This window comes from Reichenbachiella sp. (assembly GCF_965223055.1).
Classification (GTDB): Bacteria; Bacteroidota; Bacteroidia; order Cytophagales; family Cyclobacteriaceae; genus Reichenbachiella.
On record NZ_CBDCVM010000010.1, the window covers coordinates 383283 to 399731 of the forward strand.

Genomic DNA, 16449 nt, shown 5'->3' on the forward strand with positions numbered 1-16449 from the left:
TGAAAAGCCATTGATACCTTCGAGGGTAAACGAGGAGAGGAACATTTTTTCTTTCAGTTACTGGGTTATATTCGCTTGATACAAACAAAAAGACAATTCACTTGAAAACCAAAAATATATACATCATCCGACATGGTCAGACAGATTTCAATCTAGAAAATAAAGTGCAAGGTCGTGGGATAGATTCGTCAATCAATGCGACTGGACGTAAGCAGGCCAATGGATTTTTTGAATATTATAAACAGGTGCCTTTTGATAAAATATACGTTTCGGGATTGAAACGAACGAAAGAATCTGTGCAGCAATTTATAGACTTAGGTATTCCATTCGAGACCCATGATGGTTTAGATGAAATCAGTTGGGGGAAACATGAGGGACAGTCCTATGATCCAGAGATGCACAAAATTTATTTAGATACTATTGCTGGTTGGGCCATGGGCAAATTGGATTTGGCGGTAGGGGAAGGCGAGACCCCTAAGGAAGTAGTAAAACGACAAAAAGTTGCCATGGAGCATATCATGGCCAATGAGGCTGAAGAAAATATTTTGATCGCTACTCATGGGCGTGCCATGCGAATGTTGGTGTGTTGGATGATGAATTACCCACTCGAAAAAATGGATGTGTTTGAACATGCAAACCTTTGTCTGTACCATTTACGAAATGTAAATGGTCAATATCAAATAGTTCAACATGGGAGCACAGAACATTTGCATGGTTTGTAAACAAATTATTGATTGAGCCATTGCTCTTGTTCTCAATATTGATTAACTTAATTGTCCGAAGCCGTCCTTGAACGGTTGACATGGCATAGTCAGCGAGATTTAATCCATCTTTAAAAATGCTAACTCAGCCCAAAACCCGGTGAAGCCGGGTTTTGGTTTATTATCCACCCTCTGTATCCCAACTCTTTATTATTTTGTATTGACCTAAACCCAGTTTTAATGCCACATTTGGAAGAGAATACTAAAGAACAAGCCTTTGAGGATTTATACAAAGTGTTCATTCATTATTTTGATAGTTCTCTTTTCTATATGCCCAACTGATATGAGGTATTGATTTCAACATTTCACCCTAATTTCAAGATCATAGCTAAATCCAATTCAAGTCGCAAAGCTGAAGGTAAAATAGATAAGCATTCACTGTTTATATCCGCCATGGATGCCATGTCTGATGCCGTTTATTTGACTAACGAAAATGGCAAGGTGACTTACGCCAATCGTGCGATGCTTGATTTATTCGAAATGGATCATACTTCTTTGATCAATAGTAAGCTTTTTGATATATCGTCTGATTACAAGGACTTTGAATTATTGGGAGCTGAAGATCAAAAGGTTTTAGACTCGAAACAACCACAGGAGAACTTTTATGATTTCAGAAGCAAATCGTCTTATAAAATTGAACAAGCCCGAACTTCAAAGTCCCCCATACTTGATAGTAAAGGAAAAGTAATTGGGATAAGTGCACTCATTACACCTATTGGAAAAAATTATATGAGTAGTAATTTGTTGGCTAGAGGTGTGAAACATTACCAGAATATTCAGCAGCTGACGTTATCCATTTCAAAACTCAATAGCGAGCAAGCTATACTATGGGAGCTTGCCGAAGAGTGTGCCAGATTGCTTTCTCTCAGCGATTGTGTGATATATATCTATAATGAAAATGATCAAAGCCTTAGACAAAAGGCTGCTTTCGGTGCAAAAGGAAATGATGGAGTAGTGCTATCTCCGATTAGTCTGACCTTAGGTAAAGGTATTGTTGGTAAATGTGCCGAATTGAAGAAAACAGTAGTAGTAGATGATCTGACTAAAGACAAGGATTATGTGGAAGACACTTACGCTGCACTGAGTGAAATTAGTGTACCTATTCTGTTTCAGGATAAAGTGATTGGAGTAATAGATAGTGAGTCTCCCGAATTTGGATTTTATAATATCAAGCACAAAGATTTTTTAGAAGCAATTGCAGGAATAGCTGCATTAAAGATATCCGAATTAAGAAACTTAAAGGATGTTCGTGAAAAGGAACAATATCTGAATCAGATTCTAGAAAGTCCTAAAGATTTAATGGCTTACTCCATTGACAATGATTTCTGCTATAGGTCATTCAATAAAAATCATGCGAAAATTATTAAAGATGATTTTGATGTAGATATTGAAATTGGCATGAATGTCCTGGATTTTGTAAGTGATGAAGCTGAAAAAGCGGAGTACCGTATGAGCTTTGAAATGGCCATAAATGGTTCTGACTTTGCCTGTTTGGAAAAATACAAGAATAAGAAAGATGGCTCAATCAGCTATCTCGATAAATTCTATTCTCCATTATATTCTATTGATGGAAAAATCATTGGTGTTACGGCATTTATTCGGGATATCACGGATGAAAAAATGGTCTCAATGAAGTTGGAAGAACGAGAAAGGCTTATTCAGACTATTAACGAAAACATTAAAGATGGAATTTTTAGATACAGTGTTAGTCGAGGCTTTTTGTATTCGAATACTGCACTGTTGGATTTGTTTGGGGTAGAGCCTCCTGGTGAGAAGCTGGTGAATATTCAAGACTTTCATGTTTTTAAACATATGCATCTTAAAGTTTATAATGAAATATTGCAGCATGGTGCTGTAGAAAATAAGGAGGTGCATTTTAAAAGGTCTGACGGAACAACATTTTGGGGTTTGTTAGATTGTAGTTTAACCATGGATGGAGACGAACAGCTTATTGATGGGGTGATTACGAATATCACTATTCTTAAGGAAATGAGTCAGAATCTTATCAAAACTAACTCTGAGATGGATCAGCTGGTGTATAGAACATCCCATGATCTACGTGCGCCAATAGCTTCATTGTTAGGATTAGAAAGTTTGCTTGATGTTAGGATAAAGGACGAAGAACAGCGAGAGCTTTTGGGCATCATGAAAGGACAGCTCAAACAGCTAGATAGTATCATCTTGGATATTATCACTTATAGAAAGGTGGCTAAATTAGGTTTGACTAAAGATGTGATTCCCGTTGAAGAAATGATCAATAATATCTTGAAAGGTATGCAATTCATGGAGAACTATGATCATGTCGAAAAGACTATTAAAATAGATGCCAATGCTGAATTTGTCAATGATAAACACAATCTTCAGGTGATCTTTAATAACCTATTGTCTAATGCGATAAAATATTCTAAGAAAGGCCAAGAAGGCTTCATTAATATCGTAGCGGATATAGATGAGGAAAAACTAGTAGTGGTAATAGAAGATAATGGAATAGGTATAGAACAAGGGTATCTGAGCAAAGTGTTTAACATGTTCTACAGAGCCACCAACTATGCTACTGGTACGGGCTTAGGTTTGTTTATAGTGAAAGAAGCAGTTTCAAAGCTAGAAGGCAGCATTAAGGTTGATTCAAAAGTAGGAGTGGGAAGTACATTCGTCGTTTCTATCCCTAACCTCATTGGAGTAGATTAAACAATCAGTAGTCCCGTTTTTCGTAGTACCTGCCAACCCTGGGATTTAGATAGCTTATCGAAATTTTCTGATCCATTGGTTTCGAATGACTTGCGAAACATGGCAAGTGTCATCGGGTCATTGGTGTTTAGTGCTAATGTTGAAAACAGTTCTTTTAAAATTTCACCTTGAGATTTACTAAAGATCGCAGTTTCCGTCATTTGATAGGTGTGAATTGAGAATTTACACTTTTCTTGTTGTTTTCCTTTTTGCTTTTTAGAATAAAATGAAATCTCTGGTAGGGGTATAACCCAGAGGAGTTTACTGTTATCATTTATTGGAGTTCCGGGATTGTTTTGTATAGCCATTTCAATTTCAAATGGAGAAACCATTGTTTCAGGTATGTCAAATTCAAACCACTCTTGTAACGGGAAATCAAAACAAGCACCATGCATATAGTTGAATAGTGATTTTCTGAGGCCTTCACTAAACATATCGTGATTTGTGCCAAGATTATCTTCATGAGGTAAATCATTATGTGCAAAGTTGCCAGCTTTAGCTAAAAGGGACTTTGCTCCAAAAGCCTCAGGGTCTATGCCTACCGGGCTATGAGCTGTCATGGCAAACTGATGCCAGAAGCCAGATTGAACTACTCCTAGCTCAAACAATTGACGAACCATTTCAAGAGAGTCGATTGTTTCCTGCTCGGTTTGTGTAGGAAATCCGTACATCAAATAAGCATGTACCATGATGCCACTAGCTGTGAAATTATCTGTTACCTGTGCTACCTGAGCTACAGTTACTCCTTTTTGTATCTTTTCTAACAATCGATCCGAAGCAACTTCCAGTCCACCTGAAACCGCTATACAACCTGAGGCCTTCAATAATCGGCACAAGTCCGGAGTAAACCTTTTTTCAAATCTGATGTTAGTCCACCAAGTGACTTTGAGTTTTCTTCTGAGTATTTCAATGGCTACCTCTCTCATCAATGCAGGCGGTGCGGCCTCATCCACAAAATGAAAGCCGGTTTCTCCTGTTTGTCGAATTTGGCCCTCCATTCGATCACAGATGATTGAAGCACTTACCGGTTCGTAATTTTTGATGTAGTCTAGAGAGATGTCACAAAAAGTACACTTTTTCCAATAGCATCCGTGAGCCATAGTTAGTTTATTCCATCTGCCATCACTCCACAAGCGATGCATGGGGTTGGTGATTTCGATTACGGATAGATACTGGTTGAGTGGTAGCCCCTCATAGTCAGGTGTTCCAGTTTCACTGAAAGACACATCACGGGTTTTTGAGCCATTGATATACTTGACCTGGCCATCACACAATAGGAGAGTTCTCTTCAACGTTGAGACTTCTGTCTTGTTTATCAGATAGTCTAGCAAAACTTGAATCGGCTTTTCACCATCGTCTAAGGTGATAAAGTCAACAAATTCAAAGAGACGGACATCTTTCAAAGATCTTAACTCGGTGTTTGGATAGCCACCACCCATTGCTATTTTAATGCTAGGATAATGGGTTTTAATGTATTGTCCACATCGTAGGGCGCCATACAAATTTCCAGGAAATGGAACTGACAAACAGACCAATTCCGGAGCTTGATTATCAAGTTTTTGCTTGAGACAGCTAAAGAGTATTTCATCCGTGAATGATGGCTTATTACAAAGAGACTTGTAGAGTGGATCAAAAGATTCAGCTGATAGGCTCAAGCGTTCCGCATAGCGGCTAAACCCAAAAAATGGGTCGATGGTGTTTTTGATGAAATCAGCCAGGTCTTCTAAATATAGTGTGGCTAAATGCCGTGCTTTATCCTGAATGCCTAGGTTGCCAAATGCCCATTCCAGATCATCTAGTTGCTCGAATCTTGAAGCCTCTGGTAAATAGTCACGTTCCGCTATGGAGTATGCCAAAGTAGGATTCTTATTTTGAAGAAAGGCAATGACTGGCTCGATCGTAGCTAGATATTCTTCCTGTAAGGTGAATATCCTTTGTTCATTGGCTTTAAGACTTACATTGGAAGCAGATACGGATTGAAATAGTCGTGCAAGCCCATCTTTTGCGAATAAAGAGAGTATAACCTCAATTCCCAGATCCATTTGTTTTGCTGGAACATGGATGGTGTTCAAGTAGCCTTTGAGATAGGCAGTGGCAGGATAGGGGGTATTAAGTTGTGTAAATGGGGGCGTGATTAGTAGTGTGTGAATTTTAGATGCCATCTTGGGTGTAAAGTTCGCTATTGTCTTTGAATTACCACCATCATAAAACAAAAAGAGGGCAACTCAATGAATCACCCTCTCTATTACCTGTTTAATGTTTTCTTGCTACTTCATACTGAAGGCAGGTTCACAGTTGATTTTAGCAATGCTTACCGCTTCAGGGGTATCGATCATTACCTCCAGGTTGTTTTTTACAACAACTATCTTGTCAAATTTTTCATTGACATAAGGAGAATGCAAGTCAACGTAGTGATACTCTGAGTCAGAATTTTTTGGCACTTTAAAATCGTGAACTTCAACCATACCTACCTGACGGTCATTTTTGTCTACCAGATACAAGGTAAGATCTACTTTAAATAAATCAAATTCGGTATTGTTTTTCAATCGATAAGTCACCTCGAAATTGTCCCAGCCATATTTCTCGACTCGTTTGATTTTTTTTACTTCAATACTAACCCCTTGATTGATTTTATGCTGAGTGTAGGAATTAATTTCCTGGGCGGTCGCTGTGGCTCCTAGAGCACTGACCAATAGTATGGCTACTAATTTTTTCATCTGCTTAACATTTTTTATTTCAAAGGCCGACCCACCGATCGACTCCATTTAGAGGTCTTAGAGAGACCAATTCATAACACATTTTTAAAACTCAATAATGATACCAATATTATGTATCGAGCAGGATATTTTATAAACAACGGATGATGGGTTTACCCTCATTTGTTTTGATATTTAGTGAAAAGAAGATTGATTCTTTTGCTAATGGAGTGATTTTGAATGGATACTTCAATAATTTTCGATCAATGCCCAAATTTTGCATATGACTGGGATGTCATTTTATGCTATTCAAATGATAATAATCTTTTTAATTTGCGACCATGGATTTTGTAAGCGGTAAGAAAATACTTGTGACTGGTGGTGCAGGTTTTATTGGTTCTAACCTTTGTGAAAAATTGCTGGAATTAGATAATCAGGTGATTTGTCTGGATAATTTCTCAACAGGGAAGAGGGAGAATATAGAACCCTTTATGCAGGATGCCAGATTTACTTTGATAGAAGGAGATATCAGGAATTTGGCCGATTGTCATGCAGCGGTAGTAGGCGCTGATTTTGTGCTGCATCAAGCTGCATTAGGATCTGTTCCGCGCTCCATCAAGGATCCAATAACCACTAACGAAGTAAACATCTCTGGCTTTTTAAATATGCTGGTAGCTTCCAAAGAAGCCAAGGTGAATCGATTCATATATGCTGCGAGCTCTTCCACTTATGGTGACTCAGAAAAACTACCCAAAGTAGAAGAGAACATTGGGAAACCACTTTCTCCATATGCGATTACAAAATATGTGAATGAGCTGTACGCGGACATATTTTTTAAGAACTACGGATTAAATTCTATTGGATTAAGGTACTTCAATGTATTTGGGAGGAAACAAGATCCAGATGGTGGTTATGCAGCTGTTATTCCAAAGTTCATTAAAACCTTTATGAAGCATGAATCACCGGTAGTCAATGGTGACGGGTCATACTCTAGAGATTTCACATACATCGACAATGTGATTCAGATGAATCTTTTGGCGCTGAGTACTAAGAATGAGGCAGCCTTGAATCAAGTCTATAATACAGCCTATGGGGAACGGAACACCTTGAATGATTTGACCCAATGGCTGCAGAAATACTTAAGTGAGTTTGATGCTGAAATCAATAATATTGAAATTACTCACGGCCCCGAACGCCAAGGTGATATTCCGCACTCCTTAGCCAATATTGATAAGGCTAAGCGACTTTTGGGCTACGATCCGCAATTTGATTTTCAAGCTGGGTTGAAGGAGGCGGTCAAGTGGTTTTGGGAAAACAGATAGTTTATAACTTTTGAATGGGGTGTATTTAGGAACTTGATTATCCCTTCCTTATTTTCGTTACTCATAAAATGAATGACCCATGAAAAAACTAGCTTTCTTTCTACTGATAGTCGCAGTTGGCTGTAGTAGTAAAACAGACAATAGCATCTCAGAAGTAGATCAATTCCTTAATTCCTACACAGAACAATACCTGAAGCTATATGCTGAGTACAGTGAAGCGGAATGGCAGGCAAATACTAAGATTGTAGAAGGTGACACACTGGCTGCTTACAACGTATCTCAAGCCGGTGGTGCCTATGCTGCTTTTACCGGTAGTGCAGAAAATATAGAAAATGCCACCAAATACCTTCAGGTTCGAGAATCCTTAAGTGATATTCAAGTCAAACAATTGGAAGCGATCTTGTATGAGGCCGCTTCTAATCCAGGGACAGTGGCTGAGTTGGTTGAACAAAAAATTAAAGCGGACGCTGCTCAAAATGCAGCGCTATTTGGTTTTGATTTTCAAATTGATGGAAAGTCTGTAACCACAAATGAATTGGATGAAATACTCAAGTCAAGCAATGATTTGGAGGAAAGATTGAAAGCTTGGGAAACCAGTAAAGAAGTTGGTGTGGGCCTTAAAGATGGGCTGTCTAGTTTGGTGAGTTTGAGAAACCAAACGGTGCAAGCTTTGAATTATCAGGATTACTTTACCTATCAGGTGTCAGATTATGGGATGAGTAGAGAAGAGATGCTTGTATTGTGTGAAACACTGATTCAAGACATTTGGCCTTTGTATAGAGAGTTGCATACGTATGCTCGGTATGAATTGGCAGCTAAATATGGGCAAGATGTCCCAGAAATGCTGCCTGCGCACTGGCTCCCCAATAGATGGGGACAAAGTTGGTCATCGATGGTAGAGGTAGAAGGCATAGATCTGGATGGCATCCTGGAAGAAAAAGGCCCAGAATGGCTGGTAAAGCAAGCCGAACAATTTTATGTAAGTATGGGTTTTGAGCCATTGCCTCAGAGTTTTTATGATAAATCGAGTTTATATCCTTTACCTGAAGGTGCAGATTATAAAAAAAACAATCACGCTTCAGCCTGGCACATGGACTTACAGCAGGATGTAAGAAGTTTGATGAGCGTGACGCCGAACTCTAGATGGTATGAAACTACACATCATGAACTAGGGCATATCTACTACTACATGGAATACACTAACCCTAACGTACCCCCATTGTTGAGAGGTGGAGCGAATAGAGCTTTCCACGAGGGTGTGGGTTCTCAAATGGGTCTGGCAGCTACGCAAAAACCATTTTTAGAAGGACTTGGTTTGATAGAAGCTGGTGTAGAAACTGATGAAATGCAAACATTGCTCAAAGAGGCATTGGATATGGTGGTTGTGATGCCGTGGGGATCGGGCGTGATGACACAGTTTGAAAACAGTTTGTATGCAGAATCTATACCGATAGATCAATACAATCAAAAGTGGTGGGAATTGAAAAAGAAGTATCAAGGAATTGTGCCTCCATCCGAAAGAGGAGAGGAGTATTGTGATGCGGCATCTAAAACACATATTAACAATGACCCTGCACAATACTATGACTATAGCTTGTCTACGGTTATTTTATTTCAATTGCACAATCATATTGCCGAGAATATTTTGAAGCAAGATCCTCGTTCAACCAACTATTACGGTTCTAAAGAAGCAGGAGCTTTCTTGCAGAATATATTGTCCAAAGGTGCAACTGAAGATTGGAGAAAATTAATGAAAGAAAACACTGGGGAAGAAATCAGCGCCCGAGCCATGCTCAAATACTTCGAGCCATTAGTGAGTTACTTGAAGGAACAAAATCAAGGAAGAACTCATACGTTGGGCGATAAACCTATGTGATAGGGGGAATATCTCTGACTCTGAAAGGGCTTTGATATTTACTCAAAGCCCTTTTTTGTTTCTTTGAAAGTCCTAGAATCAATTAGAATCTTCTGTTTTATCATTTGCCTTACCAAGACCAATTGGAATTTTAAGGTAGAAATAGAGGGAAGAATTTCTAACTTCAACATTGGAGTTGTTACTCACATCTACCAATCCATAATAGTAGTTGATTCCTGCCGCTGTACTCTTGAGCCTCTTCTTGAATTTATAGCCGACACCGCCCATTAATCCTGCATCAATATGTTTGTACTCATCCTGTGCACTTGTAGTATAAGTGATCGTGCCATTGAGCTGTGAAGTTTCAAAAATATGCTCGGCCTTATGTATCAAACCTAATTGTAGACCGCCCTCGATGTACCAGCGATTATTGAATCGCTGATGTAATAAAATGGGAACATAAAAGACGGGTAATTTGCGTGTGAAAGTTCCATCTAGAAAAAGCGAATCGAAATCGGCATCTCCTAGCGAATAGGTAGGCATGCCGGTGGCTCCTACATTGGACTTTACATTGACTCCTGTACTTAGAAAAGTATTGTTTTTAAGATTTACATGAAAGTAGAAGCCGAGATTGAAATTATTCATTCCTTCTGAAGTGCTTATAGTGTTGATGTATGAACGATTTAAGCCTCCAACAAGACCAAATTCTATCTTGTCTGTATTTAAAGCATCTCCAAAAAGTAGTGTAATCAATACTTGTGCTTGAACAAGGGAAGGTGTAAAAACCAAAAAGGAAAATAATAGTACTCGGTAAATCGCTTTCATATTTAAATTTGGTTAGCTGTTGTAAAACTACTCTAGTTTTATAATTATGGTAGTAATTCTTTTAGATATGAACAAAAAGTAAAGAGGCCGTCTCTATTTGAATCACTGTACTGGTGACAAAGTACAACCCTGATGGGGATTGGAATTTATCCCATAGGGATGCCTACGGCATACTTTTCTGACATGAAATAAAGATAGATAAACCCTCTGGTCGTAGCGTCCGCTAAGACCTAAAACAACGAGAGCGTCCGCTCGGTCATAAATATTCCAACTCAATGTCACCATTTTCACCTGCATATTGTCTGGCACTACTCCACACCCAATCTTCAGCTTTAAACACAAACCCTGCTTCTACTGGATTGTTGTGCACATAGTCCAATCGTTGATCTATCATTTCGTTTGTGCTTAACTCTATCGGATGATTGTTTTGTTGCCAAAACTGAAAATTTGTATTTCTCTTATTCTTCTTACTCGCCCTCTCAAACATCCAAAGCAACCATTCACGACGGCTTTCTCGGTTTTCCTTATTTTCTAATTCCTCCCTCAAAGCTCGTGAAGTAAAACTTTTAATATCCCTGATCACATCGGACAACTCCCCCTTATCTACACTTAATATGATATGAATATGGCTGGTCATTATACAATAAGCATGGACTTTTAAATGCTTATTTACCTGACAATATTGTAAACTGGATTGAATAATCAATTTATATTGATCTCTAATAAATAAGTCTATCCAATTAACAACTGTAAATGTTAGGCTATAAATGGATAGCTGATCTCGTATGGCATATTTTCTACCCATTGGTTAGATTGGTATTATCGTTTAATGTGCAGTGCTAATATAGTCAATCGGGCGGACGCCCTTTCCCATAATTGGTCCTAGGATCGCTTCGCTTAACCTACGACCAGAGGGTTGCAAACGCGCTCGGTTGGGGTACGCTTCGCTAAACTTGAGCTAGTTGGGTGTCGAAGAGGGGCCAGGTCGCGGGGCGCCCCGTAGACGAAATGAAAAAAGGCTGCAAAATGCAGCCTTCTTTAAGTGGAGTCGGAGGGAATCGAACCCTCGTCCAGATAAGGTCATATTGGACCGTCTACATGCATAGTTGAAACTTAGGATCTCGTAGGAGAGCTGGCGTTCAACAACCCACTATTCCTACCAGTTACTTTAGCTTCGCTATCGGTTAGCAACTTCGCCTCAAGCTAGTCTTACTGGGTGACACCCCTTGATCCTGCTCATAAGACAAAAGCCTGGAGGGATGTGTCTGTCTTGACTCTTAGCCAAGATTAATAATTTTCGCTATCGCAAAAAATTAAGCAGCCATGGCGTAATTAGATTCGCCAAATAGAATATGAGTAAATTGATCACGTGTGCTTACTCAACACCCGACATGCAAGTACAATATCCACACTTACTGTCAAAACCGGTCGACCCCATAAATCAATGAACGGCAAGAAGCATTCCGCTTTTTGCGGTTGCAAACTTAGTAGATAATACGAGAAGTGCCGTGAGAAGATGCTACATTTTCTCAATCCATGATTTTATCAGCGCTATTCCTTCATCATGAGGAAGCGTCCTACCAAGCTCGGGCATCATGGTACCAGGCTCAGTGGTTTGCATACGATGGACAAGGATGGAAGCATTTGGCTCACCTGGAACTATTCCATATTTTAGATTGGCTGAGCCACGACCGGCAGCCACAGGTTTTTTATTCACACCTATGCGATATGGATCTGATTCGTGAATGGTGAGGTTTAATCCACTGTTTTTGGCTGGTCCTTGATCATTGTGGCAATGTGCACAGTTGATGTCTAAGTAGGCACGGGCCCTCTCATCTAAGCTTCCAGATGTTTTGTCGTTCCATTGGGCAAGCATTGGAAGTTCGCCATTAGGTGTTTTCAGCCAGTTCAATTGTACCATTTGAGCCAATTGATTGGTGCCACTTGAATCTGTTGGAGACGCACGATTGAGCTGCCTAACTGATGGGCCAATCGGCGTCATGTTACCATCTTGGTCATGACAGCTCTTACATTGATTCATGTCCGGAATATTGTAGCTAATAGAGCCTTTGCCTGCCAATGAGAGAGGTATTTTACCCCCTGTGATTTCTAGATAAGCTTCTGATTGTTCTGTATTCCATATATAGGGCAGGGCTTTCCAACCATCAGTTTCGTGAATGAGCAATCTGGTTTCAAGAATTTTATCTGAATTCTCATTCAATTGACCAGCGTCATAATAAAAATTTTTGATGAGTATAGTTCCCACAGGAAAATCCAGTACTTCTTTTTCGCGATAGCCTATTTTTTCACCTTTAGGTATGTAAATGAATCGTTTCTTTTTTGCATAATCCGAGAATAAAGGAGTATTTAGATCATAAGCAAGTACATTTTCTGTAGGAACCAGATCTGATAATTTTCCTTTGAAAAAATTGTAATCGGAAAGTTTAGTAAGTCCTACCGAGGCATACTGTACTTGTTCAGAAATAGTTTGGTCACTACCTTTTGGTACCGGTATTTCAATTTTCGGTTGCTTAGGTGGCTGACAAGACACAAGGACAGCAACGACTAAACCGTATATGCAAATTCTCATGTCAATTGCAATTGAAAATTTCAGGGTTCTCTTCGAGCCCTTCGAATTCGTTGGCGGCATCTAAATTGACCGATAGAATACCTTCGGATTCTTTAACACAAATGGAATACTCAGGATTTATACTTCCATCTGCCAAGAAGTAATTGGGTGACTGTAGTCCATCCCACGCTACCTGAGGAATGTCCATGCCAAATTTCAGTAAGAAAAGTTTTCCAAAATCATTATTCAAATTGGGCAGGAGGTAAGTATTTTCATAAGTGTTGTTATAAACTTTAATGTCTCCAACGAATGGGTCATAGTTGGTATCAAGTTTATTTTGTTTTTCCAGTTCCTCTCGGCTACCACCGCCTCCAGTATTTTCTTCACCACCCATAGCTTCTAACAAGGAATAGCTAACCATACCGACACCAATAGTTTTATTGTTTCTAATGGTATTGTCATGGATTTGTACGCCCTTAGTAGCCAATACTAAAATGCCTGTTCCGGGAGGAGTGACCCCTACCATATTGCCCGGAGGAGCAAAGTTTTCTGTGTTGTTTTCATACACGTTATTGTCATAGACTTCGATATTCTTTCCGTATTGAGTCAGGCCTGGCAAGTCAAAGACTAAGATGCCTCCAGTATTTTCATAAGAAGTATTGTTTCTGATAATTACTTCTTTGGAGTTTTCACTTTCAATTCCAGCCACATTCCAATAAGTAATGTTGTTTTCTATGAGGACAGTATCCGATTGGCCTACATATATACCCGCATCGCTTGCTCCAAAAACCGTGCAGTTCCGTACCGTTACATTTTTGCTAAGAACAGGATATAATCCATAAGCACCATTGGTTGAATCTACCTTTCCGGTCCATCCTACAACCAAATCTTCAAATAATATGCCTTCAGTATCAGTGACTTTGATGTTGTCTCCTGCAGCATCTTCGATGGTAAAGCCTTGTAGCGTAATGTTTTTACAATTGGCAATGCGAATGCCTTCCGCGCCTTGTGTTTGGTCTTTAAAGGAGAGTATAGTCTTATCCTTTCCCTGGCCTTTGATGATGACTTGAGTTTTTCCTTCAAGTATCAGGCTTTTATCAAAACTGAATTGTCCTTCGGGAAGTTCGATTGTAGAACTATCATTGGCAAGAATGAAAGAGGTAAGAATAGATTTTTGCTGATCCGAAAAATTTCGCTCTGGATTGTACTCCAATGTTTCCGAACAGGAAAATAAAAACAAAAGTAACGTGTAATAAGCAATGAATTTCATAGTCTGAGTTGATGTTTAGCAACTTCTAATATAATCAAATAATTACCTGGTTATGAAATGTAAACTACAATATTTGAACAAAACAATGATTCGTTCAAATATTGCCTGGAATTCTTTGCCAATCGATCTACACTGGACTGTCAATTGAATCCATCTGAGGGGTGAAAGCTTCGTATCCATTTTCAGTGATATAGAAACAATCTTCGAGTCTCACACCGAATTCGCCGTACAAATAAATACCAGGCTCGTTAGAAAAGCACATGCCTGGTTGCATAGGAGTGGAGTTTCCTTTTACCAAATATTCCCATTCGTGAAAGTCCATTCCGATGCCGTGCCCGACTCGATGAAAAAAGTTTTCATATCCACCCCCAAATCCATGCTTGTTGACAACAGCTCTTGCCGTGGCATCTAGATGTTCACATGGAACTCCAGCCTTGGCTTGTTCATAAACAGCTGTTTGAGCTTCTTTCACAATATTCCAAATGTCCTGTTGACGCTGTGTTGGTTTTCCGAAAATGGTTGTTCTGGTTATATCTGCTTGATACCCATCCAATTTGCATCCACCGTCTATTAAAACCATATCGCCTTCCTTGAGCTGCTGTGCAGTTTTGCTTCCGTGAGGGAAAGCTGTGTATTCTCCGAACATAGACCCAGCCCAACCTGCTTCCATAGCTCCGAGTGCGGTGCTCGCATTGGCTACAATCGCACTTAATTCATATTGAGACATACCTTCTTTGAGCTTGGAGAAACCTATCCGATAGGCCTCCAATGTTATTTCATTGGCTTTTTTCATCAAAGCCAACTCCTTTGGTGACTTAATAGCTCTACATCCAGCAGTAATTGGTTTAGCATTGATAATATTTGCTTGCCCTAGAAAAGAAGAAATACCATCTGACTGAAAAAACCTAACGTTCTCTTCCATACCCAAAGTAGCAGTAGCTCCACTTTTATCTTTAAATAGTCTAGCTACCAATTGAAAAGGATTTTCATGCTCCTCCCAGCTATATACATCACCGTCTAGTGCAATCATTTCTTCCAGTCTTTCTTTTTCAAAAGCAGGGCCCACATATTTTAATGTGCCATCCGAAAAAATGAGTACTCCGGTGAGTCTCTCACTGGGCCACCATTTGATTCCCACAAAATAATCGAGAGAGGTGCCTGACTCAATGAAAATGGCATCGATTTGATGTTGCTGCATCAATTTAGAAGCTTTTTCAATACGCTGAATTCTATCATTCGTATTGATAAACGCTATGTCTCCGACTATAGGTTGAATTTGGTCTGGTTCACTAGGTGAGTCTGGAGTGACACAAGAGGTAGCACCTGCGAGAGCTAATCCAGAACCGGCTAAGGCACTATTTTCAATAAATTTTCTTCTATTCACTTTGAGTAAGTTTTGTATTGAAGAACCAATTTAGTGAAAATCCTAAATTAGAATAGGAAGAGTTGATGAACGGTCAAAAAAAATCCCGCGATCAAGCGGGACAGTACTTTTTAGAAGTAAACTGGACAGAGTCCATCTTTTTTACTGAATTTGAGTGGAATTCTATAATTTATAAATATTTCATGCGACCCAGCTGTATATGTGCCTAAGCTTCCAAATGGAATATCATAAGCATAGCCAATCCTGAAGTTTTCATTTAGCACCAATTGTGTCATCAGAGAAAAAGAATCTTGATATCTATAAGAGACTCCAGCATAGACAATTTCATTGATTATGAAATTCAAATTAATGTCAAAGGCTGCTGGAGAATTATCTTGTAACCGAACCAAAACGGAAGGGCTGATTTTGAGATTGCGATTAATATCTTTAACAAAACCTGCATTGATATAATAGTATCTAGACGCTTTGCCTTCCGATGGAATTGCTCCATCTCCAGAACCTTCAATTACATCTGGAGTTAGGAAATAGGGAATGGAGGCACCAATGAAATAATCCCTGTTGGCAAAATAAATGCCCATACCAAAATTTGGATTAAAAGTTTTTGAAAATACAAACAGGGGATCATCTTGTGTCAATACATTAACGCGATCCAAATTCGAAGCTCTTTGATCGAATCCTCCTTGCAGTCCCATGGCCAAAATACCCTTATTCATTCTGATTTTATAGGCAAAACTTCCGTAAACACTGTATTGTTCATGAACACCAACCACATCTCTTACTACATTTAGACCTACACCAACATTCTTCTCTCGAAGAGTAGTATGCGCAGTAAGAGATTGATAGACAGGCGCTCCGTCAATATTCACCCATTGATTTCGGTTAGTCAAAATAGCCGAAAACATATTTAAACTTCCAGCATATGCCGGGTTAAGTGCTAAACCATTATACGGATAAGTGGAGAATACGGGTCTCTGCTGAGCTGTTGCCAGCTGGCAGATACATATTAATAGACTTATTAAAAATCCCTTTACAAGTTTCAT

12 protein-coding genes and 1 other RNA gene are annotated in these 16449 nt (G+C 39.2%); 4 read left to right on the plus strand and 9 right to left on the minus strand.

Features of this window, described 5'->3' with window-relative positions; all coding sequences use genetic code 11:
• The first annotated feature begins 101 nt into the window (after positions 1-101).
• The gene (locus ACOQO5_RS09545; RefSeq protein WP_420581467.1) at positions 102-722 is read left to right on the plus strand and encodes a histidine phosphatase family protein; all 621 of its coding nucleotides are present in this window, start codon (positions 102-104) and stop codon (positions 720-722) included.
• Between the two features lie 330 nt (positions 723-1052).
• Positions 1053-3449, plus strand: coding sequence for a PAS domain S-box protein (locus tag ACOQO5_RS09550; protein ID WP_420581468.1), 2397 nt, complete (start codon positions 1053-1055; stop codon positions 3447-3449).
• Here the strand turns inward: ACOQO5_RS09550 and ACOQO5_RS09555 are convergent.
• The gene (locus ACOQO5_RS09555) at positions 3446-5650 is read right to left on the minus strand and encodes a B12-binding domain-containing radical SAM protein (protein WP_420581469.1); all 2205 of its coding nucleotides are present in this window, start codon (positions 5648-5650) and stop codon (positions 3446-3448) included. The genes ACOQO5_RS09550 and ACOQO5_RS09555 overlap by 4 nt on opposite strands.
• A 105-nt stretch (positions 5651-5755) precedes the next feature.
• Positions 5756-6205, minus strand: coding sequence for a hypothetical protein (locus ACOQO5_RS09560; protein ID WP_420581470.1), 450 nt, complete (start codon positions 6203-6205; stop codon positions 5756-5758).
• A 320-nt stretch (positions 6206-6525) separates the two neighbouring features.
• Here ACOQO5_RS09560 and ACOQO5_RS09565 point away from each other — a divergent pair, with 320 nt between their 5' ends.
• Both ACOQO5_RS09565 and ACOQO5_RS09570 read left to right on the plus strand, forming a co-directional pair.
• On the plus strand, positions 6526-7506 hold the full coding sequence (locus tag ACOQO5_RS09565) for an SDR family oxidoreductase (RefSeq protein ID WP_420581471.1): 981 nt from the start codon (positions 6526-6528) through the stop codon (positions 7504-7506).
• A 79-nt stretch (positions 7507-7585) separates the two neighbouring features.
• The gene (locus ACOQO5_RS09570; protein WP_420581472.1) at positions 7586-9382 is read left to right on the plus strand and encodes a M2 family metallopeptidase; all 1797 of its coding nucleotides are present in this window, start codon (positions 7586-7588) and stop codon (positions 9380-9382) included.
• 78 nt (positions 9383-9460) lie between these two features.
• Here ACOQO5_RS09570 and ACOQO5_RS09575 read toward each other — a convergent pair whose 3' ends face one another.
• The 7 genes from ACOQO5_RS09575 to ACOQO5_RS09605 all read right to left on the minus strand — a co-directional run bounded on the left by ACOQO5_RS09575 (position 9461) and on the right by ACOQO5_RS09605 (position 16449).
• Complete coding sequence (locus ACOQO5_RS09575) at positions 9461-10186, minus strand: porin family protein (RefSeq protein WP_420581473.1); 726 nt, start codon at positions 10184-10186, stop codon at positions 9461-9463.
• A gap of 256 nt (positions 10187-10442) precedes the next feature.
• On the minus strand, positions 10443-10991 hold the full coding sequence (locus ACOQO5_RS09580) for an REP-associated tyrosine transposase (RefSeq protein ID WP_420581474.1): 549 nt from the start codon (positions 10989-10991) through the stop codon (positions 10443-10445).
• Positions 10992-11226: 235 nt separating this feature from the next.
• Positions 11227-11622: a transfer-messenger RNA gene (gene ssrA, locus ACOQO5_RS09585) on the minus strand.
• Positions 11623-11705: 83 nt separating this feature from the next.
• Positions 11706-12776, minus strand: a complete 1071-nt coding sequence (locus tag ACOQO5_RS09590; protein ID WP_420581475.1) for an SO2930 family diheme c-type cytochrome — start codon at positions 12774-12776, stop codon at positions 11706-11708.
• Position 12777: 1 nt separating this feature from the next.
• Entirely contained in the window at positions 12778-14025 is a 1248-nt protein-coding gene (locus ACOQO5_RS09595; RefSeq protein WP_420581476.1) for a parallel beta-helix domain-containing protein, read from the minus strand.
• Positions 14026-14152: 127 nt separating this feature from the next.
• Positions 14153-15409, minus strand: coding sequence for a M24 family metallopeptidase (locus ACOQO5_RS09600; RefSeq protein WP_420581477.1), 1257 nt, complete (start codon positions 15407-15409; stop codon positions 14153-14155).
• 110 nt (positions 15410-15519) lie between these two features.
• Positions 15520-16449 carry a type IX secretion system membrane protein PorP/SprF gene (locus tag ACOQO5_RS09605; RefSeq protein WP_420581478.1) on the minus strand — a complete coding sequence of 310 codons (930 nt, stop codon included), beginning with the start codon at positions 16447-16449 and terminating at the stop codon, positions 15520-15522.

Bases quoted from the DNA above. Each gene is read 5' to 3' on its own strand.
- ACOQO5_RS09555 (WP_420581469.1), bottom strand. From the start codon at position 5,650: ATGGCATCTAAAATTCACACACTACTAATCACGCCCCCATTTACACAA.
- ACOQO5_RS09560 (WP_420581470.1), bottom strand. From the start codon at position 6,205: ATGAAAAAATTAGTAGCCATACTATTGGTCAGTGCTCTAGGAGCCACA.
- ACOQO5_RS09565 (WP_420581471.1), top strand. From the start codon at position 6,526: ATGGATTTTGTAAGCGGTAAGAAAATACTTGTGACTGGTGGTGCAGGT.
- ACOQO5_RS09570 (WP_420581472.1), top strand. From the start codon at position 7,586: ATGAAAAAACTAGCTTTCTTTCTACTGATAGTCGCAGTTGGCTGTAGT.
- ACOQO5_RS09575 (WP_420581473.1), bottom strand. From the start codon at position 10,186: ATGAAAGCGATTTACCGAGTACTATTATTTTCCTTTTTGGTTTTTACA.
- ACOQO5_RS09580 (WP_420581474.1), bottom strand. From the start codon at position 10,991: ATGGGTAGAAAATATGCCATACGAGATCAGCTATCCATTTATAGCCTA.
- ACOQO5_RS09590 (WP_420581475.1), bottom strand. From the start codon at position 12,776: ATGAGAATTTGCATATACGGTTTAGTCGTTGCTGTCCTTGTGTCTTGT.
- ACOQO5_RS09595 (WP_420581476.1), bottom strand. From the start codon at position 14,025: ATGAAATTCATTGCTTATTACACGTTACTTTTGTTTTTATTTTCCTGT.
- ACOQO5_RS09605 (WP_420581478.1), bottom strand. From the start codon at position 16,449: ATGAAACTTGTAAAGGGATTTTTAATAAGTCTATTAATATGTATCTGC.